The sequence below is a fragment of the Spirochaetia bacterium genome (genome assembly GCA_022482625.1).
In the GTDB taxonomy this organism is placed as follows: Bacteria; Spirochaetota; Spirochaetia; order Sphaerochaetales; family Sphaerochaetaceae; genus Pleomorphochaeta.
Genome location: JAKVOU010000001.1, coordinates 2,688,451 through 2,714,945, shown reverse-complemented (window position 1 = coordinate 2,714,945; position 26,495 = coordinate 2,688,451). Strand labels below are relative to the sequence as shown.

Below are 26,495 nucleotides of genomic sequence, written 5' to 3'. Positions count from 1 at the left end.
GCCTTACATATGGCCCATACCGATGTTCAGAAAACCGTTGCATTCCCTTACAAGGCAATTGTGATGAAGTACAGTATCCTTACTTCTTGTTGTCTATATTGCAAGCTGTAACAACACACAGTAAGTATGTGTAATCCTTCTTGACGCTATGAAAAAGTATCAACTGATACCTCGGAACTTGTTCAAAGAAAAACTCATTTTTGAAATATGGTAATCCCGAAAAAAAGGTCTCTGCAAAAGCAAAAAGATTCTTGCCATGTCTCCTGTCTGTAAGTATTGCCAAGTCAAGTTACAGAGGACTTTTCTTCAATAATAGTAAAGAAATAGATTGATATATAACACATAAATTATCGTATTTTCAATAATGTAAATCCGAACCTATAGTGAAAAAGATATATACTTCTGACATCTGATAGCAACAAATAAAAGCCATTTTTAGATATAAAAATAACATTACATATGTGTAGCAATGTCATTAATTTGTGACATGGTAAAAAGTTATTGCGTAAATAGAAATTCCATATTACAATAGTTTGCTATATAGCTTACTAGCTCAAAAAGGAACTATCATGCATCATCAAGAAAATGGCACCCTTTCCTATGCCAAGGCAATCGAAGAATTGTCTACTTTTGCATCCATGTCTCCCAGTAACCTTGCAGCCCTTGCAAAAATCGGACAGACGACGCTTCTCTACGCAGAAGACAATTGGAACCCAAAGTTCCTGACAATCCGCAAGCTCTGCCGAGCTGTCCAGATACTGCCACATGCATTCTTCGCACTGGCCGGCGGCAAGGCAGTAAATCTGGAACAGGAACGGTTACAGTATCTTGCCCAGAAAAATCCCGAAATACACAGGTTCGGAACCTTTGTCCGGCAACAAAGGAAAAAGAAAGGATTGTCCCAATCTGCCCTTGCTAAGAAAGCCTGTCTGAGCCCACAGACAATCTATCGCAACGAACAACGTGATTCCATAGATGAACTTCCCATGATCACCCTCATCCTATGGGTCACAGCCTTGGATACTTCCATTGAGGAATTCTGCTTGAAGTATGAATCGTACACATTGGGTACTTCGCTCACACTTGTTACAGCATAAGGGACAGTAACCTCCCGTTGCTTTTGTTCTGTTACTTCGGATTAGAAAACATCCGTACTATGAGTTTTTTTTTGCCTTATCAGTTACTTCGAGAAAAGGCGTTTTATCCAGCTGGGCATGAAAAAATAGCAAATAGAGTACTCTAATTGCCATTTTTCTACTTCGGCCAAAGTAGATGGATTTCTTCGCAAATCCAGTGCAAGCTGATAACAACAGAGGTAACTGATAATGAAACAAACAGAAGATGAAGGGTCAAATACCCCTTCAAAGAAGGAGTTCTGGACCCGTGGGCGGATAGCCATGTGCATACTGTTCCTTGCTGCTCTCACACTTCTCGTCTATGTCCTGTTCTGCAGTGTACGGAAGAGTCCGGTTCCGGAAATTGAAGAAGATGAAGCTACGACATTGTTGCTCTCTTTCTTAGGAAGCAGTTGGGAATATGACAGGATGGCAGGTGCTGAACTACCTGCTGAATTTGAAGGGATTGAGTTCCAGCGATTGGTATTCTCCGGCCTGCCAGACAAGCATGGAGAAGTCCAAGGCCTCAGGCTGTTTCCACTGTACTTTTATCTCATAGACGATACGCTTGCCTTGCCTTTTGCTGGATCTGCTACTTACGACAAGGAAACCAAGTGCCTTGTTGCCTACTTACCCAATGGCAACAAGATGAAGCTGCTTCATGCTGCAAGTAGGAACGGCCTGAGTGAAACATTGTCTCTCGTCGGAAAAGATAACCTCAGAGTGTTCTATATCCCGAAAAATCAAAGCAAGTGAACAATATAAGGAGGTCTACCATGAAGTTAAGACATGGTATCGGAGTGTGTGCAGTATTGCTGGCATGCTGTGTGTTGAATCAAGGATGTCTGGATGATCCAGAGATCAAACTACCGGATAACATTGATTCGCTGGTCGACCAAGAAGCAGAACAGGCCAGAGCTCAGAGCCTATATGTCGGGACTTGGTTGCAAACTGGTACACAGGATGGAGGTATCCTAGATGGTTTTGGAAGGATTGTGCTTACTTGTACCGATGACAGTTGGCTGATGTATGCATATAACGATGCCGGTGGAGTGATCTTGGACAGTACGTATGACCTGACTGTTGTTTCCGGTAGTCTGTACTACCAAGGAACCAGTGAAAGTGATGCTTCCTTTACCCTCGCCTACGATGAGGCAACCAACCACCTCAAAGCCACTGCTTTAGGGAGTCAAACCTTTACCCAGTTTGCCAAGTCAGCTGAAGAATAACGGCAGGAAGGTTATTTGATTGCATGAGAACAGCATGCTGAAAGAGAAAAAATTCTTTCGGCATGCTATTCGACCATAAAGGGAAAAGAGATAAAAGCACATCAGACAAAGAAGGAAACACCTATAGGCAAAGGTAGCAAATATGAAACTTGAACAATTACAGGTAACTCCTGTACCAAGACAGGAAAAGGCATCTGCCGGTAGTATGATCATTACAGTCCGACAGATTGACAAGGATTACACCAGCAGGATGATGAACGAAATCCATCGGCTGTTCAAAAACAAAGACTATCGTGATGTTACTCCCGAAGGGATTTACTCGACTCCTGAGTACTGCAGTTTGTTTCTCAAAGGGAAAAGCATCCTTTTACAAGAAAACAAAGAAAAACTTCTTCTAGTCATTACAGGCAAGGGTTACGCCCATGAAGATATTGTGCAAAGAAATATCGTATTCCTTGATATGACACTCAGAGAAAATCCAAAGACGCGTTGGGTCTGGATCAACGGAACAAACTGCATGGAACAGGACTTCATGGTCAAAGAAGAAGGTAAGCAAAGAGGAGTCCCTGTGATATCGCTCAAAGGGTTGGAAATAATACCGAAACCGATCAAGTCCTTTATGGATGATGAAGATGAAAAGAACAAGTGGATCAATGCTATCTGCGATAGATACACAGTAGAAGCTGTAGCAGCAATTATCAGGGAAAAATGCAGGAAGGATAGAACAAGTAGGAAAAATCAGATAAAAACACCAGAAACTGGATAGCCACATGAAGAGCCTAAGAGATAAGACACTTCATGTGGCTATCCAAGGAATATAGTACTTAAGAAATAAACAAGTTGTTAGAGCAGGTTCTTTGCTTTTCCCATACGGGTAGACCACCCCATATCCCTTGCCCAGCCTCGCAGGTCTTCGTCAGGGTCATCACTATAAGGTGTACCATGCAAAAAGACATTCTGCTGCAGAAGATCCAAGAAACCACCTATACCGCCAACATCATCGACAAGACGATAGCCGTCATAGGCTATGCAGACTGGAAGATGCTTGGTACGGACCGTATCTGTTGCTTCCTGTATGGCTTCTTCGGTAACTATACCTGCCTTGAGCAAATCACTGTAGTCATCAGGTCTGGTGATGGCTACATGCCAATCATCTCCGAAATCGTAGGCATAGTCCAATTTTCTGGTACATGGGCATACGATTGGATCCCCTTTCCTGTCATAGCGGCCCCGGCAGGCTTCTATGTCATGGAGCTTTTCTGTCGGAGAAGTCAGAAGAGCACATACTTCAAGGCGTTCCAGCAAGCCTTTGAAATCAGTATAGAATGCAATGCTTTTCCCAGCTTCTTTTATAGTCAGTTTTTTAAGTAGCGAAGTCTTTACGATCTTATCGGAACTCCAGGATTCCCTTACGTTGGCAGAGAGAAATTTGTCAAAAAGTTCCTGCAAAGCTTTTTGAACAGTATCGTATCGTTCTTCATCACAGTACCAAGTATATGGTCCCCGATACTTTCTTCTGAGCCATGTCTGGTAACTGGTCCTTTCATCGAAGATATCATCCCAGTATTGGTTCGGTCTATCGACATCAGCAAAGTATTGGAATAGAATTCCTGCGTATCTGGTAAAGCCTTCCATGGTTCCCTTGGTCAAGGAATCATACAGTTTATCGGGAAGAGAAAATTCCCGTAGATGAGAATTCTGCCAACCAAAGAGTTTCTGTATTATGAAATGTAAGGCATGCAGGGTGATATCAGAGGGGACTAGGATATCCCTGGAAATGGTTTTGCCATGTTTTACATTGCCATACTGGTGCAAGATGCCGATTTCATCGGCTGTCATCCTGTTTGAGAGTTCAAGATGTAATCGTACTGGTTCAAACTCACTATTATCAAATGTACTGGTAAGCTTGGTCACTTTTCTTCCTCCTTTCTTCTTTCCTATGCTTTGTTCCTTGGCCTGTTTGATCCTCTTCCTGTAGAGCTCACATTTACTTGCGTCCTTGCTTGCTGTGTTTCTATTATACGCAGTTCTTTCATATGGAATAAAGGCATTTACCTGCTTCATTGTCATAGAAAGTGCAAAAGCAATCTGAGAAGGTGGTATGCCTTCTTCATACAGTCGTAGTACGGCATCACAGGTGTCAGAATGGTATACACCTGCTGTAATGAGAATCTTCCTTACTTTTACATAGGATAGTCCCAATTGCCTTCCTGTTTCTGTAAGAGATGCTGTATTGCGGTATGATTTGCATACGGCAGAGAGCAAATCTTCATCTATCTTTTCATTCATGAAGGTATCATAGCAGAAATAGAAATAGTGTCAATCCTCATCATACTACAAATAAATGAAGCTTTTCGTCTGAAGGTTCATAAATCATCATCCATTACTATCTGTAGGAATTTATGCATAAAATCCTATTGACAACGGTGTCATTTTATAATAATATGCAAATTGTCAGATTGACAACGGTGTCATATGTGGATAAGGAGTCTTCCTATGAGTACAACCATGAGAGATGTCGCAAAAGAAGCCGGCGTCGCATTCAAGACAGTGTCCCGGGTAATCAATGACGAACCAAATGTTTCTGCAGGGACCCGTGAAAAAGTTGAAAAGGCAATCGAGAAACTTCACTTTACCCCTAATCTCATTGCACGTTCACTGAACAGCAAACGTATAATGAACCTTGGCATTGTGGTAGGATGGCCAATCGATTCATTCTACACATCCCAGCTGATAAACGAAACGTTCAAGGCTTGTACCATGCGTGGCTACAACCTGAATGTGTTCTCAACTGCTACTGACGCCACAGAAGCCCAGAACCGTATACTGACAGCTTGTGCCGGAGGCATCATCAATGGCTTGGTACTTGATACGATATCTGGCATAAACAGCAAATTTATCGAAAAACTTACAAAACATGAAACTCCATTTGTCATCGTACATCCTCACGATCTCACAGCCCATGCCAATCATGACTATGTTACTATTGATGATTTTCAAGGTGCAAAGACAGCTGTCTCATACCTTATATCGCTTGGACACAAAAAGATCGGATGTATCATCGGCAATACCTATCAGGAAGGTATAGATCGATTCAATGGTTATAAGACTGCCCTGCAGGAAGCAAATCTTGAAGTACAGTCTGGATTATTTTCCATGCAGGAAGGAGAAAGTGCCTTTTTTTCAGGATACAAGAACACAAAAGAAATCTTGAAGAAAAATAAAAAGCTTACCGCTTTTTTCTGTGAAAGTGATGAAACTGCCCTCGGCACCATCAATGCACTCCTGCAATTGGGATTCAGAGTACCTGATGATATTTCGGTTATCGGATTTGATGACAACCATGCCGCATCCATGATCATTCCTCCGCTGACGACAGTTCATCAGCCCATAGATGAAATAGCAACGAAAGCTGTTGAAATGCTGGTAAAACGTGTTGAAAACACAGCACTTGACCAACCCCACGTCATCTTACCCACAAGATTGGTTATAAGAGGAAGTTCAAAAGCTATATAAAGATTATCTTTATAAATACTTGCATCATGGAGGCTACGAAAGAAATGAAGGGATACAAGACAAAAATGGTTGCAATATGTGCCATGCTTGTTATGCTGAACTGTGGTATGGTCTTTGCCAATGGTACGACCGAAGATGCCACAGAGACAAAAACTCTCAAGATTCTCGGACCTTGGAGTGCCAGTGAGGAACAGGCATTTGAGAAAGTGCTTGACAAGTTCAGGACAACTACAGGTATTGAAGTTCTTTACGAAGGTGTTGCGGACCCGATGCCTATCCTTGGACCGAGGTTAGCTGCAGGAGATCCACCGAACATTGTCATTCTCGGAGGTGCAACTGGGTATACAGACCTAGTCAAGGAAGGTAATGCAGTAAGCCTTAATTCAATTGGAGACGAGCTTGAAACTGATTTTGGAACTGATTGGACAAGTCAGTTCAGTTCAAATGGCAATATTTATGCAGTTCCTGTCAGGACAAACGTACTCAATCTGCTCTGGTTCAATCCTAAAAAGGCACAAGAAAGTGACTTCTCTTCATGGGACTCTTTCATTTCCTATGCCGACAGCGAAGCTGCAAAGAAAAATTATATCGTAAGTGCGATAGGCAAAGCTTCATGGACCATTCCTCAACTTTTCACTTCTATCTATGCAGCAACCAACGGGCATGACAAGTATCTTGGTTTCCTTGCAAAGGATATTGCATGGAACGATCCTACGGTTGTGGACGCATTCCGGAAAGTTGCTGTTTTCTACGGTGACAACTATATTGCCGGCGGAAAAATGGCAGGTCTCGGAACCGATCTCGTCGACGGAATTGCCAACGTATTCGGAACAAATGCATCAGCAACTGTTATTTCAAGCGGCAGCTGGGTAGCAGGGATTGCAGAAAGCGCTGTAAATGACAGCCTTGTCGAGGGTAAGGATATAGACTACACCTTGTTCCCAGGTACCGATGCAGGAAAAGGTCTTGCCATTGCAAATGCCGATGTGGCACTCGCTTTGACAGATGATGCAGAAACACTGCAGCTGATTTCATTCCTAGCCAGTGAGGACGGGCAAGCTCAGTTTGCACCGTCAGGATATGTGGTACCGAACAGACATGTAAGCAGTGACCTGTACAGTGCTTTTCTGACAAAGAAAACCATGGACATGCTTGCTTCTTCAGCCATCATACCTGCTATTACTGCATCTATCGGCAATGAAGAAAATGCTGCTTTGGTAAGTGCCTTGCAGGCTGCAATTCTCAACCCGGAAGATATTCCTTCCCTGCTTGATGATATGCAGAAAAATTTCGGAAAAAATTGAAAGAAGGTATAAGCATGAAAAGCAGACAGATTCGGCATCATCACAGACAGAACGAAAGCATATCGGGCTTGCTCTTGCTGCTACCTGCTCTTCTGCTTATTTTTTTCTTTCTCCTCCTTCCCGCATGCATGACCATCATATTGAGTCTGAGTGACGGGAAGGGATTCAACATAGGCTCTTTTGTCGGACTTGCAAACTATAGCAGGCTTTTCCATGATAAAAACTTCTTCTCATGGAAAGGGTTTTCAAGTGAGGGAGCAATCATTACATCGTTACAATGGCTGCTACTTGGTGTTCCTGTAGTTATCTGCCTAGGATTCTGTGTAGCCCTCCTTACACAACAGTACAAGCACCGGAAGTTGTTTAGAGGCATTTTCTTTATTCCTCTTGTCATTTCAGGTACTTCTACTGCAATCATCTGGATGTTTGTGTTTACTCCGAACCCGAACGTAGGATTGCTTGCCGCCCTGTTGCACGCATCCGTTTCATGGTTGGGGAACCCCAAGACTGTCAATATCGCTTTGGTTTTCATCTGGATATGGAGCCAAATGGGCATGGCGCTCATTATTCTGGCAGCAGCGTTGGAACATGTCCCCACAGAACTTCTGGAAGCAGCAAGCATAGATGGTGCCAACAACAGACAGAGTTTCTGGCATATCACACTTCCTGCCATAAGGCCGCAGTTTTCATTTCTTGTCGTGACTGAACTGGTACAGGTCCTGAAGGTTTTTGATATCGTCTTCGTACTCACAGATGGAGGGCCGGCCAATAAAAGCCAGACACTGGCATTGCTTTTCTACAAACAGACGTTTATTTTCTCGTCTCCGCATTACGGAGCTGCAGTTGTTTCCATTATGGCTTTTTTCATCGTGATGATTTACTACATCAGCCGAGTCGCCACAAGAGAGGAAGCATAATGGATAAGAAATACTCTGTTTCTGCTATAGTTAAGGCAGTAGTCATTGTTTCGCTCATTCTGATCTGGGTACTTCCTCTCTGCGGAGTATTTGTGAATTCATTCCGTCCTTTCAGCAATGCAGCCAGTTCCGGTTGGTGGCATGCATTGTCAGAGCACAAATTCACCATGGATAACTATAGGGCAATGGTCAGCCAAAGAAAATTCCTGCAAGGTTTCAAGAACAGCGTTTTCATCACCTTCCCGACTGTTTTCTTTGTGCTCTTCTTTTCTTCCATTGCTGCATATGCACTGTTCTTCACTTCCGTACCACATAGGAAGAAACTATATGAATACATTGCTGCCCTGATCATCATACCTGCAGAGATTACGCTTGCACCGACGCTCATCATTCTGAAAAGCGTACATTTACAAAATACCTTTCCAGGGATATGGATGAGTCATACTGCAGCTACACTCCCGTTCGGAATTTTCCTGCTAGGTGCTTTCATGTCAAGCATTCCCAAGGAATTGATATATGCTGCAAAGATTGATGGAGCTGGTATATTCAAGACTTATCTGAGGATTGTACTTCCTCTGTCTGCCTCAAGTATGGTCTCGCTTGCAATATTCGATTTTCTTTGGGTCTGGAACGATCTGCTCAGAGCACTTATCGTCATCCCGGATTCACAATACCGTCCCCTTACGGCTGTTCTTGCAAATGCCGGAGGCGGCTATGGTGAGCATATCACGGTGCAGGCTGCAGGAGCAATGTTGCTGTTGCTGCCTCCGTTGATTTTTTTCTTATGCACTCAAAGAGCTTTTGAAAGCGGCGCCATTGCCGGTGCTGTCAAAGGCTGAAAAATAATACAGGAGTATAACATGGACTTTCCAAAAGGTTTTCTTTGGGGTGCTGCCACCTCTGCATATCAAGTAGAAGGAGGTAACCGTTTTTCTGACTGGTGGGAATTTGAACGTCGTTATGATAGCCCATGTGAAGATAAGTGTGGAGATTCCACTGATCATTATCATCGATATGCAGCAGATATTGCCATGCTCGCCTCTTTTGGGCTCAACACGTTCCGTTTCGGTATCGAATGGGCACGCATTGAACCGGAAGACGGGGAGATCAGCTATGCAGAACTACAGCATTACAGAAGGGTGCTTGAATGTTGCAAGGCCAACAATGTCACGCCGATCGTAACATTCTGCCATCATACGCTTCCTATCTGGGTAAGCCGTAAGGGTGGTTGGATTTGGAAAGATGCACCTAAGCGGTTCAGTCAGTATTGTGATCTGGTTACAGCAGAACTGGGTGATCTTATCCCATATGCCATGACGATCAACCAGCCGGATCTGGATACAAATCTTGGTTATCGTTATGGACGTACCTATCCTGGTTTCATGGCGATCAAGACAATGGAACCTGACAAAGTGGCAGCTATTGTCGAGCCCCACATGTCCCAGGCTCATATACTTGCAAGGGAAGCAATCAGAAAAAATATTCCGGACGTAAAGGTCGGACTTGGCCTCGCTGTCACTGACTGGGTATTTGATGGAACTGAAGAAGAACTATGCCAGCAACGTATCGTAAAGAATTGTGAAGGGCATTACTTTGCATTGACAAAGGGTGATGATTACGTAGGTGTACAGGCGTATACGACCAATTATATTCCTGCCGGACATAATCCTGATGCACCGGTCAGCAAGCATGATTTCCCTTGTCCTCCTGGCAAGAAGCTGACTGCTATGGGATATGAGTTTGCTCCGTTTGCTGTAGCAGATTGTGTAAGAAGAACCGTCAGCAAGACCGGACTTCCTGTCATTGTCACTGAGAATGGAGTCGGTACTTTTGATGACAGTGAACGGATAGAATTTATTGATGAAGTTGTCAGTGGGCTTGCTTCTTGCATCAAGGACGGCATTGACTTGAGGGGATATATCCACTGGAGTCTGATTGACAACTTTGAATGGAACAGTGGCTATCGTATGCGTTTTGGCCTTGTTGCCGTAAATAGGAAGACTTTTGTACGGACGCCGAAGAAAAGTGCTTACCATTTGGGTGAAATAGCAAAGCGTAATGCTTTCTGAGTAATAAACAAAACAGAGGGTTCTTGAATATTCCATGCAATGAGCCTCAGAAGTGTAGCTAGGAATAACTCTAATCAACGTCAGTGCTCATTGAGAAAACATAATAAGTAATGGCTAACTGAGAATAAACTCATATTGATATTACTGCAGTTAAAAATGGCATTGGTGTTTTCACTGAAAACACTGGTGTCATTCTGTACTAATTTTTAGTTGTAACTATTTTACTTTCTGATACACGCTTTTATTACATTCCCCTGTCTTTGATGGATAGCCGGTACGCTATAATTCTGGGAAGGTAGAGAAGGAAGGTATAAGGAATTCAGCCATCAAGCCACATTCTTGAAAAGCGCAAGTCATCGCTTTCTCCTCTGCTGGAGGGCAGTGTCCCTATTGGCATCTGCTCTTGCTACAATCAAAGGAAACAGCAGATGCTTTGTATTCTTAGATCTGAAATCTCTTGTGCCATAAAACTTGATATACTTCGTCAGAGTTTTGTTTCAAATTTTTGCCTCGAATATGTATTGGAGTATGTCTCTTCATACTTGATCAATCGAAAAAATCGCTCGATATGTTGTCCAATGCATGACTTCTGTTGTCCTCTGAAATTGTCTTTTCTTTTTTATACGATACTGTCCCTAGCCAGAATTGACGGCCAGAGATAGTATGCAGCAAATCAAATATTTGTATCTTATTTTCTTAAAATCACTTCTGATGTTCCGGCCTTTCCCGATGCACCATTATGAGGATTATTTGTTACAACAGGAGCACTTACCTTACCTTTCGTCCCACCAGCGCCACCAGTACCACCATTGCCAACTTTACCATTGTTACGGGTAATAGTACTACTGATTTTCTGTGTAATGTTCAAACCAGAATCAGCAAAATAGGTATCACCACCGTTACCGCCATCGCCTCCATTGCCGCCACTTGATCCCAAAGCAAAAGCAAAAGACCAAGAATTATCGCCACCAGCACCACCGGTACCGCCATTGCCGCCGGTACCGCCATCGCCTGATTTCAAAATCAAACTGGCATTGTCCAGATAAGTATTTTCAATGTTCACAGGACGGGCACCGGCTCCTCCGTCCCCTCCATCATGACCATGTTTTCCATCTGTCCTTGTGCCGTTATCCGGAGAAGAAACTCCCTTTTTCCCATTTGCTCCATTACCTCCATTGCCGCCATCGCCACCATATAGAGATATACTACCTTCCAAGGTCAGTGAGTCAGCAACAATTGAGATTTGACCATCTTGACCGTCGGAGTCTATAGAACCATCCAATCCATTCCCCCCTTGTAGGGTAAGAGAATCATTTTCTCCTGTTGCAATCAATACAACATCTTTTCCTTCGGCATTTATTCCCTTTCCAGGAAATTGAGAACTATTTCCATCTCCTCCTCCAAGATAAACTTCGCTATACGTATAGATATCTATGGGATCTGTACAATTTGTCAACTTTGAAAAATCAAATTCTGATTTCCCATCAGGAGCTGTAGCTGCGAAATCAGTTAAGATAATCTTGATACCAGAATCCCATTCTCCAGCAAATTGAATAGCCAAATCACTTAGTGTTGACTGATTTTCAGTCGTGTTGTTGCCAATTATTTCAATAGAATGACAATCCAGTCCCCAATAGTCAGGATTGATAGAAAGGACACCATCTTTAAATTCATTAGAATCAAGCTCATCCAAATCAGATCCTGTCTCTGATAAATCTACGACCAGAGCTCCCGTATCTTCATAGAAAACGATAATATCAGATCCGATTGATGTAGGATCAGAGTCTATCGGCTTCAGCGAGTCCAGTATGCTCAAATCAAATGATAGACTTGTATCTGTATCAAAATTGTCAGATATCAGAACATCAGTTTTATCACCTAAGAATTCCTGAGTATAGAAAGTGTCTTTAACAGCAGAGTAAGTTGATACATATTTTTCTTCAGTTTCATTATCCATGACAACGACTGCATATACATCTACATTTCCTCTAAAGCCCACAAGCCACCATCCTGTCGCCGATGAGTCAGTGAAGCCGTTTGTTTTAGATTGTGATTTTGTAACGGAGTATTCATAACTACTTGTAAATGATTCACTCCAAGACGTTACTTTTTCTACTCCTGTTTTCTGAGAATTCTCCCAACACAAATCAATTCCAATTTCAGCAACCTCCGGATACTTGATTTTTGTATCAAGTGAAACTGAATGTGAACTTTCATTTTCCCAGGACAATGTCTTTTGGATAGCTTGCTCGGTGGTTGTTTCAATGGCCTCTGAAGATGTAATGCTTGATATATCGGTCAGAGACTGTGAGCCTCCTCCGTGATAAAAAAATTGGGGATCATCAAGCAATAAGTTTTTTATGCTCCCAATCTTGAATATGTAGTATGAAAATCTGTTATCGCCACCAGATATCATGCTTTTTTTATAGTCTGTGTTCTCAACTGCTGTGGCATAAAGTAAATTTTCACTATCATATGACGTGGTATCGGTAATCAGAATATTAAATGAAGTAGACACTTTCATATCAGGCGTGTAAACCTTTATAGGTACGACTCCATCATCATATGAACTCAATGATGAATTATCAGCAGGACTGGTTATGAATGAGTCGGACACTTCCGTTGAATTATCTGAATAAGTAAGTAATACTGCCATTCCACTTGAGTCAAATTTTGGCTCATTCACTTTTTTTGGGGGATAAGCATACAGGGAATTGAAAAATGAGAGGAATTCCTTGTATTGTTCGGTTATCTACAACCACAAGAAAAGGAACCCTCTCATGAATGACTATATCAGAATACCTTCCGGACTGGAAGGGTTTTCCAATACCGGGACAAAAGCCGTCCAGACAGCCACAGGCCGCCCCATGTACCTCATCGAGGGGACCCTTGCCAGGGAGGAAAGCCCGGCATGCCCCCGATGCGGGGCACGGCTGCATGTCCACGATGCCTATGCCACGAGGCTCAGGCACCTTGCCTTCGGGCGGAGCCTTACCGCCCTCAGCTTCGTCCGCCGTCGCTATGTCTGTCCGGCATGCCATGCATACAGCATGCAGCAGGTCCCGTTCAAGTCGGAGCGGCACCGGATGACGAGGGCCCTGGAGCAGTATGCGCGGGACCTGCTTGCCCATGGCCTCACGAACACCGAGGTTGCCATGCTCACCGGGCTCGGGCGCAACACGGTCAAGGACATAGACCTGCAGCGCCTCAGGGACCGCTACACCCAAGGGGGAACCCGCCTCAGGAAGCCGGGAAGGCAGGCGCGGCATGTGGGGGTGGATGAGTTCCTCCTCCATGCGGGGCACCGGTATGCGGTCATCTTCATCGACCTGGACACGGGGCATGTGCTCTTCATCGCAAGGGGAAGGAAGAAGCAGACGGTGCATGACTTCATCGACTTCGTCGGGGAGGAGTGGATGGACGGCGTAGAGGCGGTGGCATGCGACATGAACTCCGACTTCCAGGAGGTGTTCGAGGAAAGATGCAGGCACATACAGGTCGTGTTCGACCATTTCCACATCCGCAGGAACCTTTCCGACAAGCTCATCTCGGCGGTCAGGAAGGACGAGCAGCGGAGGCTGCTTGCCGAAGGTGACAAGGAAGGCGCGAGGATGCTCAAGAAGACCAGATATATCCTTACCGCATCAAGGGCCACGCTGGAGAAGCGCGACAGGGAGGCCGCGGAAGGCAAGATGCGGGGCAAGGCAGGTACCTTGTTCGGCGGCACCGGGGTGAAGCTGGCGGGGGGCAGGCAGGAGAAATACAGGCAGCTGCTGGAAAGCAACGCGCTCCTGCTCACCGCCGACATCGTCAAGGAGAAGCTTGCCCATGCCTATACGCTTACGGACGAGGCCCTGATGGCAAGGGAGATGTGGGAAATCATGGACCTGTGCGATGCTACCGGCAACAGGCATTTCCGCTGGTTCTCGAGGCTGCTGTCGAACCACTTCGAGGGCATCATCGCCCATGCGACCTTCAGGATTTCGACAGGGAAGGTCGAAGGTACCAACAACCTGATCAAGACAGTAAGGAGGAAGGCCTACGGCTACAGGGATGACGAGTACTTCTTCCTCAAGATCATGGATGCGAGCAGGAAGGATACCAAACGCTATTCAAAATCCCCCAAACTTTATGCATGACCCCAAATTTTTCTGAAGATAAGTATTCAATTTTATCAGGAAGTTTTTTTATGCTAATTGATACTACTGATTTAGGACGAGTAGAATCAAAAAATAAGTCGCAACTCATAAAGACTGTCAAAGTGATAAGCAACAGCCCGATACCTACCAATTTCTTATTCATTTTGTTCCCCCTATAAAAAGTCAATAGTTTCTACGGAAACTATCAAACTCTGCTTGTTTTCCCTGCATAGGAGTACTCCACTTTCGGGTTCCTATGACCTCCTCCGTATCAGTGATCTTTCGACTTTCCTTACCATTAGGGATTCATCGAATGGGCGCCTGCTGTTCAAGATTGCAAAGATAACCGTCGTCAGCTTGCATGTCATAGCTATGATGGACTTATCCATTCTTTTCGTCGCTTTCATCTTCCGGTAAGCCACCATCAGCTAGGTAATCATCAACTATTTACTTTTTATTGCTCCCCCTTTTGTATTTGACTTTTTTTATTGACTGTTCAACCAGCAACTAAAAATCCCACTTGCTTTTTCCTATTTTTCCAGCTTTATTGGAAAAGTTTCTTTCGGGGAAAAAAAAGCTCACATAATATTGTATATAAATATAAAAAATATGGATACAAACAATTATTCTTCAGAAAATACGCATTTGTCAACCTAAAAACATGTTTATTCTTGATATTAAAGAGTTTTTTGCAAACCTCACGGCTGCCTGAATGAATATTCATAATTGATGCATAGTTGCAAGAGAAAGAAAAACGGTCGCATCATGCCACCTTTACGGTCTGTGCGCACATGGCTGAGGAACACCTGCTCAGATAAGGTGCTTTCCTTTGTTTCTTATACCCCTTCCTGTTTTTGCTACCTGTTATAAACAAACTCTTTGATAGACTTGTCTTTTTACAATAGATACAAATCAAAAGAGATATTCCTACTTGTCCTCTCCGTAGGCACTGTTACTTACGTAGTTTTCCAGATGCACTTTCTGATGTAGTCATCCAGTACAGCAGGCATTTTTGTCAAAGTCGGCAATGTAAGGGTGGTACCGTCATTAAGTAGGATTACGATTTCAGAATAACTGAGAACATACCGGTTATATGCTGTTTTGTGTTCATGTTCATAGTCTTTGACAAATTGCATTTTGAATGATATGGATCCTACATTCTTAGCATCCCATTTTCCGGTATCATCATTTTGTAATTTGCCAGCTAATTTATCATCAGTACGTAAGAGCAATTCATCAGAAAGAATTTCCAAGACTTCAGTTACATTGGTAGTGGGAAATTTCCCATTTACTTCAACAACAGCTCTCCCATTATCAGATGGGAAGAACTCCCATGTAGCTGAAGGATCAACTGAGTTGACCATGACAGATATCAAACCATTCTGATAGGTTGTATTCTTGGCATCAGTAATCTGTACGTCAACAGAGCTAGGAATTGACTCTACTACTTCCTGTTTCTTAGTTTCAACCTGCTCATACACCATGTATAAGATTAGTCCTATAAAAAGTAGAAATCCTAAGAAAATAATCACAGAAATATGATGAAGAGACTTCCTGATCAGTTTCAGTTCGTCAAGTGCTGGTGATTCCATTTTCTACTACCCTTGCAATCAAAATAGTAAGAATATATGTATTCAAATACAATTAAATAGCGTCAATCCTCGTGATATTAGACAAAAACCCATTATCGAATTAAAAGATAAGCTAACCATGTCATTCTATTGAAAATCTACTAACACTAAAAGCAGAAAGATATTTTTCTTTTGAAAAACAAAATCTATAGCAAAAATTCCAGTAGAAACAGTTAAAAAAGAAAACTCTCTGTTGAAATCAGTTTTAACTTGTTCTCAAAGCATCAAGTATTAGAAACTGTTCTTTGAAAAAAGTTTCATTTATAGGTTTCTATTCGGTATATATAAACACCAATTTATCTATTTTCACTATTTACAAGGATAATGATAATATTCCTTGTACCAAGCCACAAACTTTGCAAGACCTTCCTCAATGGTAGTACTCGGCTTGAAACCGAAATCCTTGATAAGGTCATCCACGTCTGCATAGGTCTTGTAGACATCCCCAGGCTGCATCGGCAGGAATTCGACTTTCATCTTCATTTCCAGGGAATCCTCCAGCACCTTGAAGTAATCCATGATCTTCTCAGGTTTGTTGTTGCCGATGTTATAGACCTTGTACCTGCCTCCGTTGCTGTTTGCAACAGGCGGATGCGGTAGGATGGACAGTATACCCTTCACGATGTCATCTATGTAGGTAAAGTCGCGCCACATGTCCCCATAGTTGTATATCTGTACAGGTTCACCTTTTACAATCCTGTTGGTGAACTTGAAGTAAGCCATGTCAGGCCTGCCCCATGGCCCATAGACAGTGAAGAACCTCAGGCCGGTAGTCGGAAAGTGATAGAGATGGGTATAGGCATGGGCAAGCAGTTCGTTCGATTTCTTTGTTGCAGCATATAAGGATACAGGCTGGTCGACTTTATCCTCGGTACTGAAAGGCACCTTGCTGTTGAGCCCATAGACAGAAGAGCTGGAGGCATAGACGAGATGCTCTACCGGCACTTCACCCTTCAGGGAATGCCTGCAGGCCTCCAGGATATTGTAAAATCCGATGATGTTCGACTGTATGTAGGCATCAGGATTCGTAATGGAATACCTGACACCTGCCTGGGCTGCCAGGTTCAATACGATCGAAGGCCTATAAGTCTTGAACGTCTCGTCAACCTTGTCCTTGTCAGCCAGGTCTGCACGTATGAAGGTAAAATTGGCATAAGGTGCCAATAATCTGAGACGGTCTTCCTTCAGGGACGGGTCATAATAATCATTTACGTTGTCATAACCGATGACAGCAATGTCCTTGTCTTGTTCCAGCAATGCTTTTGCAACATGGAATCCGATAAAACCGGCAGCGCCGGTGATAAGTATAGTCCTGTTCATTCTTCTTGTTCTCTTCTGGCAATCCGGCAGGCATGCCGATGCGTCTGCTTACGATACCATGCCAAGGCCTGGCTGGCAACAGCCAGCATTCAATCCCTCCTGAAGATATCCCTGCAGTAGACCTTGTCACTGCAGTCCTTCAGTTCGTCATCCCAGCGGTTGGCTACGATCACCGTACATGCCTGCTTGAAGGCTTCCAGCGTATGTCCGTCTTCCCCATCATACACTTCGCTTCCGAAAAACGGACCGTCATGCATGGTCGGCTCCCAGACGATTACCTTCACGCCCTTGGCCTTGATGCGCTTCATCACTCCCTGGATGGAGGAATGCCTGAAGTTGTCCGAATTGCTCTTCATTGTAAGCCGGTATATGCCGACCGTCACGGCATCTGCATCACCGTTCAGCACATCATGTCCGGAAAGCCTGCCGGCAAGCCTGAGTATCGAAGCACTGACAAAGTCCTTGCGCGTACGGTTGGCATCGACGATGGCCGTCATGATGTTCTGCGGCACATTGTCATAGTTCGCAAGCAGCTGCTTGCTGTCCTTGGGCAGACAGTAGCCGCCGTAGCCGAACGACGGGTTGTTGTAGTGCCCGCCGATCCTCGGGTCTAGGCAGACTCCGTCCAGGATCGACTTCGTATCCAGTCCCCTCACCTCCGCATAGGTATCCAGTTCGTTCATGAACGAGACACGCAGGGCAAGGTAGGTATTGGCAAACAGCTTCACGGCCTCGGCCTCAGTCGAATTCATCAGCAGGACAGCTGCATCTTCCTCTGGTTTTCCTGTCACAGGATCAATGAAGCCGGTTCCCCTCTTGTGCGAACCCTCTTTCAGCAACCGGGCAAACTCGGCAGCTTCTTCCCTCAGTCCTTCTGTCCCACCCACGATGATCCTGCTGGGATACAGGTCGTCATAGAGGGCCTTCGATTCCCTCAGGAATTCAGGGCTGAAGATGATCTTCCCATACCGGTACTTCTTCCGCAGTTCCTTGGTATAGCCTACAGGTACCGTAGACTTGATGACGACCACGGGAAGCCGGTCCGGTGCACAGGATGAAATGATCAGTTCCATCACGGCATCAATGGAACTGGTATCGAAATAGTTTCTCTCAGGATCATAGTTGGTCGGTGTTGATATCATGACAAAATCTGCCTTGGGATAGACAGAAGCACCGTCCGTGGTAGCACTCAGATCAAGCCGATGTTCCTTCTTGTGCTGCAGGTACTCGATGATCTCAGTATCGACCAGGGGGCTTTCTCCCCTGTTGATCATGTCCACCTTCTTCTGGACGATATCCACTGCAAAGACCTTGTTGTGCTGGCTGAGCAGTATGGCGTTGGCCAGTCCTACGTAGCCGATACCGGCTACTACGATCGTATATGTATCTTTTACGTTTGAAGATTCTGTCATCATATGTTCCTACAAATTCGCAAACTAATAAAATAGAAATCATTCATACATAACTATATCTATCAGACATTCTTCCTAATCATTCCAACTAAAAGTATAATGTACTGGGAAAATGAGACAGATTTCCAGTGAGAAATAAGTTATACTGAAACCATGGAAAGACGAAACAGGTACACTCCGGAATTCAAGGCCAAGATCGTGATGGAAGTGCTCAGGGAAACCGAGACCGTCAACCAGATTGCGGCCCGCTACCAGCTCAACCCGCAGATGGTGAGCCTGTGGAAGCGAGAGTTCGCCAGGCATGCCCCTGACCTCTTCGGCCGCCGCAAGGACGGCGAGGCAAAGCTGAGGAAGGAGCTGCAGGAAAAGGAAGACCGGTACCAGAAGATCATCGGAGGGCTCAACTACGAGCTGAACCCTCTGGGGGGAAAATCTGGCCTCGGGAAGCAACACTGAGGAACGGCTGGCCCTGTACGATCCGGATGAGAAAAGAATATCGGTTTCCAGGCAGGCACAACTACTGGAAGTGAACAGGACAAGCCTTTATCGGACAGGCAAGGCAAAGGAACCAGGCAGGCGTGAGTTGCGGGAGATAGAAGCCATGAACCGGATGGACGAAATCTACACGGCCCATCCGTACTATGGCTGCCGCAGGATACATGCCGTGCTGAAAGCGGAAGGCTTTGCCATAGGCAGGGAGCATGTGCTGCACCTGATGCACAGGATGGGCATACGTGCCGTCTGCCCGGGACGGAACCTGAGCAGGCTGTACCAGCGGCAATATACCCGGCCCTACCTGCTGAAGGGGCTTGCGGTGACCAGGCCAGACCAGGTATGGGCGGTGGACATCACCTACATCCGCATGAGCAGGGGCTACATGTACCTGTTCGTGATCATCGACGTCTACAGCAGGTATGTGGTCGGCTGGGAGCTCTCCAGCACGCTGGAGAAGGAATTCGTGCTGGCCTGCCTGGAACGGGCCTACGCGGTGAGGGTGCCAGAGATACAGAACAGCGACCAGGGTGCCCATTTCACCAATGCCGACTATACCGCGCTGCTGGAAGGCAACGGCATCAGGATCAGCATGGACGGCAGGCGCAGGGCGCTGGACAACATCTTCGTGGAACGGTTCTTCAGGACGCTGAAGTATGAGGAGATATACCTCAATGCCTATGCAGGTCCCAGGGACCTGAGGAAGGCACTGAGGAAGTACATCGCCTACTACAACGATGAGAGGCCGCACCAATCACTGGGCTACAAGAGCCCGAAGGCCTATTACCGGCCTGACAGGCTAGTGAAGATACAGATTGCATAAGGAGGCAAAAGCTTATTTCCCAAGAGAAAAGTGTCTTGACAATCCAGTCCACCTTACGTCGCCAGTCCAATAGACTATGACGGTTTCCCTGTCTGAGGCACTATATAGTGTTGAGATTTGGGAAACCATTAATTAATATAGTACAGTTATAAAATAAGAAAGGTTTATAAAATAAATTTCTCTAATGCAAAAGCAACACCATCTTCATCATTAGAACGAGTAACAGCATTCACATTCTCTTTTACCGTATCGCAAGCATTTCCCATAGCAATTGAAAAACCTGCATATTTTAACATAGGTAAATCATTTAAACCATCGCCGATTGCTATAAGATTTTCTCTTCTCAAGCCAAGATAAATTAATAACTTATGTAATGAATGAGCTTTTTCAACACCTAAAGGTACAATCTCAATGAAATAAGGCTCAGATAAAAACACATTTAAAACACCTGAAAAATGCTTTTTGATAGGATTCAGCGCTTTTTCTATTAATCTAGGGTTTCCAACAATCATAAATTTAGGAACTTCTTTTGAAATAGAATTTTCAAGACAATCTACTTTTTGAATAATTGTTCCATTGTTAAAAGCTTCTTTTTGAATATAAGGATCAACTAAGGACTCAGCAAGTACACCTTTTTCATTATAAGTTAAAGGCTGAATATTATAAGCTCTTGCCATAGAGCATATTTCAGAATAATATATTTGAGAAATTAATTGTTCTGATACTATTTTCCTTTTTTTACAATCGAGTACGTATCCACCATTATTAGCAAGAATAAAACCACCTAAACGATATAATTGTAATTGTTTCGCTATAGGATTAATTCCTAAAACAGGTCTACCAGAAGCAAGAACAATATTAACTCCCAATTGTAGAACTTTTGTAACGACCTCAAATGTTTTTGCAGTTATTTGCTTTTCTGAGTTCGTTAACGTTCCATCTAAGTCCAATGCTAATAATCTAAAGCTATTTATCATTGACATATCCCAACTTTTAAAATATCTGTTTTTTTAATTATGCCTATTACTCGTTCTTCATTAACAATAGGTATCGAAGTAAGGTCGTTTTCATTCATTATAGTTAAAGCATCTATCGCCATTGCCGAAACATCCATAAAAATAGGAAATTTCCTAATATAGCAACTTACTGTTTGTGAATAAATATCAATTCCTGAAATAAGAGCACTCTTGATTGTTTTTTCATCTATTATTCCAATTATTTTTTCTTTTTCATCGGAAATAGTTATTATTTCCATTCCGCTTTCTATCATTACCATCAAAGCATCAGAAAGGAACGAATCCATATGTAATATTTGTTGAGTAGGTACTGCATGCATTAAATCAACAGCACGAATTGTTAAACGTTTTCCTAAAGAACCAGCTGGGTGTAAAAGTCCAAAATCTTTTTTATCAAACCCCTTTAAAATAGAAACTGTCACAGCCAATGCATCACCATATACCATTGCTATTGTCGTACTTGTTGTCGGCGCAAGACCTAAATGGCAAGCTTCATGAACATCTTCAAATATTTGAACAACATCTACCTTTTGGGCAACAGTAGAATTTTTATTACTAGTAATACCAATTATTGTTGATCCAATCATTCGAATATTAGGTATAATACGTATTATTTCCTCGCTTTCGCCACTATAACTGATAAGAATGATTAAATCTTGCTTCTGAATCATCCCCAAATCGCCATGCATACATTCCCCTGGATGTAAACTAATAGCACAGCTTCCAAGACTTGACATCGTTGCTGCTATTTTTCGGGCTACATGCCCACTTTTTCCCATTCCAATGAGAATTATCTTTCCTTGACAGTTTAAAATTAAAGTGATAATAGCAAGAAAACTAGTACCTAAATTGTCTCTAATTTTCTTTAGCCCAGCTATTTCAGTAGAGAATACTTGTTTAGCTATAGTTAGTTCTTTTGAATCCATAATTTATTGGTCTTCTTCTCCAAAATAAAGCGAACAGTCCCAAACTTCAACACCACAATCTCGAAAATTATCTTTAATACGCTTCTCTATTTCCTTTTTAGTAATTTTATTTTTTAATATAACCATTAAAAACCCTCCACCACCAGCACCACAAATTGATTTTCCATCAATTAGGTCATCACATACAGCAAAAATATATTCAATACAAGTATTTGATGCTCCTTTGTCTAATTTTTTCACTAATTTAAATTGTTCTGTTAGGTAATGTGCAAATCTTGTTACATTTCCACGCTCAAGTTGCAATTTCATCAAAGCACAAATATCTTGTAATTTTTCTAAAATCTGTAATGATTTTTTGTCATTCCTAATTGTTTGATTCATTTCTTCTCTTAAAACGTTCCTTGCTAGACGTCGCTGCCCAGAAAAAATCAAAACAAGTCTCTCTTGTAAATCCTGAACTGTAGATTTCGGCAAAACCACCGGATTAATAAACAACTTCTGGTTTATACCAGGCAACGAGCGAATAAGTTTAATACCTGGAATTACACCGCCCGCTTGATCTTGCCAACCACCACCAGTCGCCATCAGTTGTTCAGCAGCAAAAACCTGCGCAAAAACAGAATCATTGCTATCATCTTGATTAAGTAACTGATGAACTGCTTTTATCCCCGCCGCTGCAAGAATACTGCTTGTTCCCAACCCTGAACCTTTTGGAAGATTTGCCGATGTAGATAAATATATTCCACCGCCATATTGCTCGTATAAGTCATTAATATCATTGAAATCCTTAGAAATAACACCACTTGAAATAAGCACAGCTTTATGCAAAGCAAATGGATCAGAAGGATCACCACAATTTCTTATTTCTTCAATATTAGTATAATCTTCCTCTAATCCAAGATCAAAGCTTTTGAATGTAATAGCTTTTTCATTAGTAATTCTAGCAACTGCCTTTATTGGCTTTTTCCCTTTTACAAGCATCGCACTATCAAGCATTGTTCCTCCATGTTCAAGGCAATATGGAGCCGCATCAGTTGGGCTACCACAAAAATTTAACCTAACAGGAAGTTCAATGGTTACTTTCTTTCTTAGTTTCTCTCTTTTGAAAATGAAGGGATAACGAGTAGTTATATCTTGTATAATAACCTTTTTAATACACTCATATGCTTTAGTTTCATAATCTTCCGTTGTAAAGTCATCATCGATGTAATTCAATTTCATTTTATCAAGTTCAGATATTGCCAAATAAAGACGCATATTCAATGGAAAAGGAGATATTTTTGCATGGTTTTTCAGAATAAGAATTTGCTCTTTTAATCTAACATCTTGACTTAAAAATTTAATACAATCTTTTTGTTGTTTACCCACCAAAATATCTTGGATACATTCTGTTGCACGAACATAATTTTCAACTTTCCGCCTCCATCCCAAAATAGCTGCAACATCAGCTTGAACAAAACTAGTTTTTAAAGAATATCTAGTCCTTTTTTTCCATACAGCAACTTCCTCAAATGTAGCAGTTCCCTTTGCCATATGATAAAGCAACAGTGATAATGAAAGAGCCTCTCTGGAGCTATCCGCTTCTGGATAAAGTAAAGCATTCCAAATAGAGGGAACAGCATCATTCCATATGTCTTGAGGTTGTAGAGCATATTGATGTATTATTGACTGCAACGATTGTCCAAGAAAAACTCCACTCATAGAACTTTTGGGATTATCCTCTCTACCATAAATTCGGCATACAAATTTTCCATTTTTTAATTTCAGACAATGCAACACTATATTACTTGGTATGTGTTGATTTTCCAATTTGAGGCATGAAATTATACTACCATTTTCGATTATACATTGTTTACCAATAACTGAATCCTCAATATATGAATTTGAGGATATGCAAGCAAGAGGATCAATATAACTATTATTTGCAGCACCGATAGCATTAGAATGCAAATTACAAATAACTTGTTTTTGCCAACCAAGAAACTTATATTGATTAATGTTATTCACAAACAAATCAAACATCTCTTGAGTTATGCCAAAATGAATATAACCTGCTGGATTTAATCGAATTAATTTTAAAAAGCATTTTTTATGCAAAATATTCCAAATTATAGTACGACATTTCTGCAATTCTTCGCAAAAGATTCCTTCTGGGGTTTCTTTGTAATATGCAGATAGAGTAGCCTTTTCCGCTAAAGGGTACAGGAAATCTGCATAATAACTTAATACAACTTTAGAATTCACAAAAGTAGAAAACAAATAATCATCAATTTTGTTGTTCTTAGTAATTAATGCTAAAAGAGCTCTCACCAAATTATTTCCCATCCAAATACAACCAGTATCTATATCAACTTGATTATATGTATCCACCGCACCTTCTGCCTTTAAAATTTCTTCTGACTGCTTATGCAGAAAACTGAATACATTGCCATTCTTGCCATTTACAAAAACACCATGCTCTGTTCCCTCAGCAACGCTGGCTTTCATTGAGAAAGCTGCTGCATCACAATCATGCAAATCAAGTTGGAGAGGATTAAAAAGCAAATCAGTGTCACCTGGTAATACTAAAACTCCTGAAATCATTCTAGAAGGGACACCTGATACGGCAATTAGTAATTCATCAAAAATTGTTGCACGCTTGTTATTAGGTAACTTTCGAGGAACCGGAGCAAACAATTTACCACATGCAGAATATTGGGGAATACGTTTACTATCTCCCCCAGAGTGAATAATTAAAATTTTTCCTTTTAATAAAGAATCGATATTATCGTGTTCAATAATATACTTAAACACATTTAATGTCGCACCACCAGAACCAATGCGCTCGCCATTAACATCGGGAACAATAGCCCATTTCACCGATTTTGGAAGACACCCTGTAGCTTCATTATAGTTCATTTGAATACGATACGATTCTGCTTGTCTATTATTAGCTGCTGTAATGATAATCCAATTCCAAGTTGGAAAAGTTTTTTTTTCGAGAGAAAACAAATAATCTGACCATGCATCACTATAGGTTTGGGCTAAAAAAGTTTCTTGACTATTTGGCATTTGCTTATCTCCTTTTATATATATAATTTTTTCTACTAATGGGAATTTTATTTTAAAAAATATAATGTTTACTATAACAACAAATTAGTAAGAGATTACTATCCATTCTTTTGGTAAAATATCAGTATTTCCAAATCCTTTATTAGGAGTAAAAATCTTACAATTTTCATTATTGTTTAAATATGCCCCCCACCAACTAAAAGTACTATTAGCTATTATCATAGTTTTGAACTGTGACATCAGATATAATTCATCTGTATCAGAAAATTTTTCATTAGATACAATCAAATAATCCAAATTTAATTTTGAAAATTTATCTTCACACCATTGAGGATCATCAGAAAAAATAAAAAACTTAGGCTGAGTACTTATTAAAACTTGTATACATTTCTCATAATAACTAAAATCTAAAACCCCTGATAACTTGGACATTAATCGGTGTTTGTAATTTATTACATAATCTGTTCTACGAATATGTATTGCTACTGCGTTAGTATGATCAATAAGACGCTTAAGTTTTATAACAGTTTCTGAATATGGTTGCTTCATCTGAAAAAGGTTCTTTATCTGATTCCGATAATTTGAAAAATATTTTGGACATTGCCAATAACCATCAAGATAACAATTGTGTGAATAAAAAGATTCAATTTTTGAACTATAAATACCTCTTGTTTCCTTTAAATAGTCAATCTTTCCAAGATGATATAAAGTAAATGATGGAATCCTTACTATCTTATTTACTATTTTCATATTCATCAATTTAAAGCGAAATGGTTGGCATTTATAATCTATTATAGAATAATACTCAATTTTATATTTAAGGATTTTCGGAATACGATATACATGATTCTTTTTATTTGGTTTTTTACAAAACCAAGATATATCAAGTATGATTGGCTCATGAGTTCGTTGGGCTAATTGATAGCCATATGCATATTGAAAGAATTGATTGCCTAATCCACCCCATAGTTTTATAATTATCATTTTTCTCTATATCCTATATTTATTAGAAAATATTGTTTTCAACCTGAAGTCCCAAAAATTTATATCTAGTCCATAAAGATGTTGAAATAACAGCCTGTCTTGCCTGTCCGAGTATTACCATGCAGAAGATATAGATATAAATTATATCTATAGAGAGTCAGATATGGCAACGAAGGGCAGTCAGATAATCAACGGCACAACATATGTGTATGAGGACAAGGTATTCTGGAATGCAGGGAAGAGCCGGGGCGAACACAAACAGAACTACATCGGTAAGATGGTGAACGATTCCATCTACTTCAATGCCTATGCAGGTCCCCGGGACCTGAAGAAAGCTTTGCGGAAGTACATCGCCTACTACGATAATGAGAAACCGCACCAATCATTGGGCTACAAGAGCCCGAAGGCCTATTATCGGTCTGACAGGCTAGTGAAGATACAGATTGCATAAGGAGACAAAGGCTTATTTCCTAAAAGAAAAGTGTCTTGACAATCCAGTCCACATTAGGGAATCATATCGACTTCTATGGATACATATTACAGTCAAGACA

At 41.9% G+C, this 26,495-nt stretch carries 22 protein-coding genes; 12 read left to right on the top strand and 10 right to left on the bottom strand.

What is annotated here, in order from left to right; all coding sequences use genetic code 11:
- Positions 1 to 569 precede the first annotated feature (569 nt).
- From LKE40_12330 to LKE40_12315, 4 genes are all read left to right on the top strand, one after another.
- Positions 570 to 1,097, top strand: coding sequence for a helix-turn-helix transcriptional regulator (locus LKE40_12330; protein ID MCH3918217.1), 528 nt, complete (start codon positions 570 to 572; stop codon positions 1,095 to 1,097).
- A gap of 228 nt (positions 1,098 to 1,325) precedes the next feature.
- Positions 1,326 to 1,871, top strand: coding sequence for a hypothetical protein (locus LKE40_12325; protein MCH3918216.1), 546 nt, complete (start codon positions 1,326 to 1,328; stop codon positions 1,869 to 1,871).
- Between the two features lie 20 nt (positions 1,872 to 1,891).
- On the top strand, positions 1,892 to 2,344 hold the full coding sequence (locus LKE40_12320; GenBank protein ID MCH3918215.1) for a hypothetical protein: 453 nt from the start codon (positions 1,892 to 1,894) through the stop codon (positions 2,342 to 2,344).
- A 142-nt stretch (positions 2,345 to 2,486) separates the two neighbouring features.
- The gene (locus tag LKE40_12315) at positions 2,487 to 3,110 is read left to right on the top strand and encodes a hypothetical protein (GenBank protein MCH3918214.1); all 624 of its coding nucleotides are present in this window, start codon (positions 2,487 to 2,489) and stop codon (positions 3,108 to 3,110) included.
- A gap of 77 nt (positions 3,111 to 3,187) precedes the next feature.
- On the opposite strand, the gene LKE40_12310 is transcribed toward LKE40_12315, so the two are convergent.
- On the bottom strand, positions 3,188 to 4,633 hold the full coding sequence (locus tag LKE40_12310) for a plasmid pRiA4b ORF-3 family protein (protein MCH3918213.1): 1,446 nt from the start codon (positions 4,631 to 4,633) through the stop codon (positions 3,188 to 3,190).
- A 207-nt stretch (positions 4,634 to 4,840) separates the two neighbouring features.
- On the opposite strand from LKE40_12310, the gene LKE40_12305 reads away from it, so the two are divergent.
- The 5 genes from LKE40_12305 to LKE40_12285 are packed head-to-tail and all read left to right on the top strand — an operon-like array spanning position 4,841 to position 10,150.
- On the top strand, positions 4,841 to 5,860 hold the full coding sequence (locus LKE40_12305) for a LacI family transcriptional regulator (protein MCH3918212.1): 1,020 nt from the start codon (positions 4,841 to 4,843) through the stop codon (positions 5,858 to 5,860).
- Positions 5,861 to 5,886: 26 nt separating this feature from the next.
- A complete protein-coding gene (locus LKE40_12300) occupies positions 5,887 to 7,164 on the top strand; it encodes an ABC transporter substrate-binding protein (protein ID MCH3918211.1) in 1,278 nt (425 codons plus the stop codon).
- Positions 7,165 to 7,178: 14 nt separating this feature from the next.
- The gene (locus LKE40_12295) at positions 7,179 to 8,081 is read left to right on the top strand and encodes a sugar ABC transporter permease (GenBank protein ID MCH3918210.1); all 903 of its coding nucleotides are present in this window, start codon (positions 7,179 to 7,181) and stop codon (positions 8,079 to 8,081) included.
- The gene (locus tag LKE40_12290; GenBank protein ID MCH3918209.1) at positions 8,081 to 8,920 is read left to right on the top strand and encodes a carbohydrate ABC transporter permease; all 840 of its coding nucleotides are present in this window, start codon (positions 8,081 to 8,083) and stop codon (positions 8,918 to 8,920) included. Before LKE40_12295 ends, LKE40_12290 begins: the two co-directional genes overlap by 1 nt.
- A gap of 21 nt (positions 8,921 to 8,941) precedes the next feature.
- Positions 8,942 to 10,150, top strand: a complete 1,209-nt coding sequence (locus tag LKE40_12285; protein ID MCH3918208.1) for a family 1 glycosylhydrolase — start codon at positions 8,942 to 8,944, stop codon at positions 10,148 to 10,150.
- Positions 10,151 to 10,838: 688 nt separating this feature from the next.
- Here LKE40_12285 and LKE40_12280 read toward each other — a convergent pair.
- Positions 10,839 to 12,806 (bottom strand): hypothetical protein, encoded by a 1,968-nt coding sequence (locus LKE40_12280; GenBank protein ID MCH3918207.1) that lies wholly within the window; start codon positions 12,804 to 12,806, stop codon positions 10,839 to 10,841.
- Positions 12,807 to 12,930: 124 nt separating this feature from the next.
- On the opposite strand from LKE40_12280, the gene LKE40_12275 reads away from it, so the two are divergent.
- Positions 12,931 to 14,289, top strand: coding sequence for an ISL3 family transposase (locus tag LKE40_12275; GenBank protein MCH3918206.1), 1,359 nt, complete (start codon positions 12,931 to 12,933; stop codon positions 14,287 to 14,289).
- A 254-nt stretch (positions 14,290 to 14,543) separates the two neighbouring features.
- On the opposite strand, the gene LKE40_12270 is transcribed toward LKE40_12275, so the two are convergent.
- From LKE40_12270 to LKE40_12255, 4 genes are all read right to left on the bottom strand, one after another.
- Complete coding sequence (locus LKE40_12270) at positions 14,544 to 14,696, bottom strand: hypothetical protein (GenBank protein ID MCH3918205.1); 153 nt, start codon at positions 14,694 to 14,696, stop codon at positions 14,544 to 14,546.
- A 549-nt stretch (positions 14,697 to 15,245) separates the two neighbouring features.
- Positions 15,246 to 15,881 carry a hypothetical protein gene (locus tag LKE40_12265; GenBank protein MCH3918204.1) on the bottom strand — a complete coding sequence of 212 codons (636 nt, stop codon included), beginning with the start codon at positions 15,879 to 15,881 and terminating at the stop codon, positions 15,246 to 15,248.
- A 348-nt stretch (positions 15,882 to 16,229) separates the two neighbouring features.
- On the bottom strand, positions 16,230 to 17,240 hold the full coding sequence (locus LKE40_12260; GenBank protein ID MCH3918203.1) for an NAD-dependent epimerase/dehydratase family protein: 1,011 nt from the start codon (positions 17,238 to 17,240) through the stop codon (positions 16,230 to 16,232).
- Between the two features lie 89 nt (positions 17,241 to 17,329).
- Positions 17,330 to 18,652, bottom strand: coding sequence for a nucleotide sugar dehydrogenase (locus tag LKE40_12255; protein ID MCH3918202.1), 1,323 nt, complete (start codon positions 18,650 to 18,652; stop codon positions 17,330 to 17,332).
- Positions 18,653 to 18,805: 153 nt separating this feature from the next.
- On the opposite strand from LKE40_12255, the gene LKE40_12250 reads away from it, so the two are divergent.
- Positions 18,806 to 19,967 (top strand): IS3 family transposase gene (locus LKE40_12250; GenBank protein MCH3918201.1). Its coding sequence is split into 2 segments (ribosomal slippage): positions 18,806 to 19,071 and positions 19,070 to 19,967, totalling 1,164 coding nucleotides; the frame shifts between segments, so codons are not numbered across the junction.
- 164 nt (positions 19,968 to 20,131) lie between these two features.
- Here LKE40_12250 and LKE40_12245 read toward each other — a convergent pair.
- From LKE40_12245 to LKE40_12230, 4 genes are all read right to left on the bottom strand, one after another.
- Entirely contained in the window at positions 20,132 to 20,944 is an 813-nt protein-coding gene (locus LKE40_12245; protein MCH3918200.1) for a Cof-type HAD-IIB family hydrolase, read from the bottom strand.
- Positions 20,941 to 21,909 (bottom strand): KpsF/GutQ family sugar-phosphate isomerase, encoded by a 969-nt coding sequence (locus LKE40_12240; GenBank protein ID MCH3918199.1) that lies wholly within the window; start codon positions 21,907 to 21,909, stop codon positions 20,941 to 20,943. Before LKE40_12240 ends, LKE40_12245 begins: the two co-directional genes overlap by 4 nt.
- A 3-nt stretch (positions 21,910 to 21,912) precedes the next feature.
- On the bottom strand, positions 21,913 to 24,960 hold the full coding sequence (locus LKE40_12235; protein MCH3918198.1) for a bifunctional fucokinase/L-fucose-1-P-guanylyltransferase: 3,048 nt from the start codon (positions 24,958 to 24,960) through the stop codon (positions 21,913 to 21,915).
- An 84-nt stretch (positions 24,961 to 25,044) separates the two neighbouring features.
- The gene (locus LKE40_12230; GenBank protein ID MCH3918197.1) at positions 25,045 to 25,944 is read right to left on the bottom strand and encodes an alpha-1,2-fucosyltransferase; all 900 of its coding nucleotides are present in this window, start codon (positions 25,942 to 25,944) and stop codon (positions 25,045 to 25,047) included.
- A gap of 163 nt (positions 25,945 to 26,107) precedes the next feature.
- Between LKE40_12230 and LKE40_12225 the strand changes: the two genes are divergently transcribed.
- Positions 26,108 to 26,395 carry an integrase core domain-containing protein gene (locus LKE40_12225; protein MCH3918196.1) on the top strand — a complete coding sequence of 96 codons (288 nt, stop codon included), beginning with the start codon at positions 26,108 to 26,110 and terminating at the stop codon, positions 26,393 to 26,395.
- Positions 26,396 to 26,495: the final 100 nt, after the last annotated feature.

Excerpts from the sequence above, each read along its gene's own strand:
- LKE40_12235 (MCH3918198.1), bottom strand. The coding sequence starts at position 24,960 with ATGCCAAATAGTCAAGAAACTTTTTTAGCCCAAACCTATAGTGATGCA.
- LKE40_12280 (MCH3918207.1), bottom strand. The coding sequence starts at position 12,806 with ATGGCAGTATTACTTACTTATTCAGATAATTCAACGGAAGTGTCCGAC.
- LKE40_12255 (MCH3918202.1), bottom strand. The coding sequence starts at position 18,652 with ATGACAGAATCTTCAAACGTAAAAGATACATATACGATCGTAGTAGCC.
- LKE40_12300 (MCH3918211.1), top strand. The coding sequence starts at position 5,887 with ATGGAGGCTACGAAAGAAATGAAGGGATACAAGACAAAAATGGTTGCA.
- LKE40_12230 (MCH3918197.1), bottom strand. The coding sequence starts at position 25,944 with ATGATAATTATAAAACTATGGGGTGGATTAGGCAATCAATTCTTTCAA.
- LKE40_12225 (MCH3918196.1), top strand. The coding sequence starts at position 26,108 with ATGGCAACGAAGGGCAGTCAGATAATCAACGGCACAACATATGTGTAT.
- LKE40_12325 (MCH3918216.1), top strand. The coding sequence starts at position 1,326 with ATGAAACAAACAGAAGATGAAGGGTCAAATACCCCTTCAAAGAAGGAG.
- LKE40_12320 (MCH3918215.1), top strand. The coding sequence starts at position 1,892 with ATGAAGTTAAGACATGGTATCGGAGTGTGTGCAGTATTGCTGGCATGC.
- LKE40_12265 (MCH3918204.1), bottom strand. The coding sequence starts at position 15,881 with ATGGAATCACCAGCACTTGACGAACTGAAACTGATCAGGAAGTCTCTT.
- LKE40_12305 (MCH3918212.1), top strand. The coding sequence starts at position 4,841 with ATGAGTACAACCATGAGAGATGTCGCAAAAGAAGCCGGCGTCGCATTC.
- LKE40_12285 (MCH3918208.1), top strand. The coding sequence starts at position 8,942 with ATGGACTTTCCAAAAGGTTTTCTTTGGGGTGCTGCCACCTCTGCATAT.
- LKE40_12275 (MCH3918206.1), top strand. The coding sequence starts at position 12,931 with ATGAATGACTATATCAGAATACCTTCCGGACTGGAAGGGTTTTCCAAT.
- LKE40_12245 (MCH3918200.1), bottom strand. The coding sequence starts at position 20,944 with ATGATAAATAGCTTTAGATTATTAGCATTGGACTTAGATGGAACGTTA.
- LKE40_12310 (MCH3918213.1), bottom strand. The coding sequence starts at position 4,633 with ATGAATGAAAAGATAGATGAAGATTTGCTCTCTGCCGTATGCAAATCA.
- LKE40_12330 (MCH3918217.1), top strand. The coding sequence starts at position 570 with ATGCATCATCAAGAAAATGGCACCCTTTCCTATGCCAAGGCAATCGAA.
- LKE40_12260 (MCH3918203.1), bottom strand. The coding sequence starts at position 17,240 with ATGAACAGGACTATACTTATCACCGGCGCTGCCGGTTTTATCGGATTC.
- LKE40_12315 (MCH3918214.1), top strand. The coding sequence starts at position 2,487 with ATGAAACTTGAACAATTACAGGTAACTCCTGTACCAAGACAGGAAAAG.
- LKE40_12295 (MCH3918210.1), top strand. The coding sequence starts at position 7,179 with ATGAAAAGCAGACAGATTCGGCATCATCACAGACAGAACGAAAGCATA.
- LKE40_12240 (MCH3918199.1), bottom strand. The coding sequence starts at position 21,909 with ATGGATTCAAAAGAACTAACTATAGCTAAACAAGTATTCTCTACTGAA.
- LKE40_12270 (MCH3918205.1), bottom strand. The coding sequence starts at position 14,696 with ATGAAAGCGACGAAAAGAATGGATAAGTCCATCATAGCTATGACATGC.
- LKE40_12290 (MCH3918209.1), top strand. The coding sequence starts at position 8,081 with ATGGATAAGAAATACTCTGTTTCTGCTATAGTTAAGGCAGTAGTCATT.